The organism is Treponema sp. R6D11, from assembly GCF_054786075.1.
Map to the genome: position 1 here is coordinate 1 of NZ_BDHD01000827.1, position 494 is coordinate 494.

The 494-nt window shown below is 51.0% G+C and carries 1 protein-coding gene; it reads left to right on the forward strand.

Features of this window, described 5'->3' with window-relative positions; genetic code table 11:
- Positions 1 to 482 (forward strand): ATP-dependent DNA helicase (locus tag ACYVTD_RS16345; RefSeq protein ID WP_461248727.1); only part of this gene is annotated, 482 nt, incomplete at its 5' end.
- Positions 483 to 494 lie beyond the last annotated feature (12 nt).

The following is a 494-nucleotide window of genomic DNA, read 5'->3' on the forward strand; positions in this document are numbered from 1 at the left end:
GTTACAACGCCGCCGTAGAGGAACTTACACCAATGGGCATACGCTGCCTGAAACAGGGCGATGACGACCGCACACGCCTGCTACAAGCCTTTTTATCCGATGAAAGCTCCTGCCTGTTTGCCACAGACTCGTTCTGGGAAGGGGTAGACGCGCCAGGCGACACCCTGCGGTTAGTCATTATCTGCCGCCTGCCCTTCCGCACCCCCGGAGACCCAGTCCACGAGGCGCGCAGGGAGGCTGTGGAAAAACGCGGCGGAAACCCTTTTATGGAGCTTTCCCTGCCTCAGGCTGTCATGAAGTTTAAGCAGGGTTTTGGCAGACTTATGCGCCGAAGCGCCGACAAGGGCGTTGTAGCGGTTCTTGACGGGCGTATCCTGAAAAAAGCCTATGGTAGTTTATTTAGACAGGCTTTGCCGGATACTAAAACAAGTTTTAACGATTTTAATATTATTTTACAGGACATAGAAAACTTCTTTTATTAATGGTATAATTAC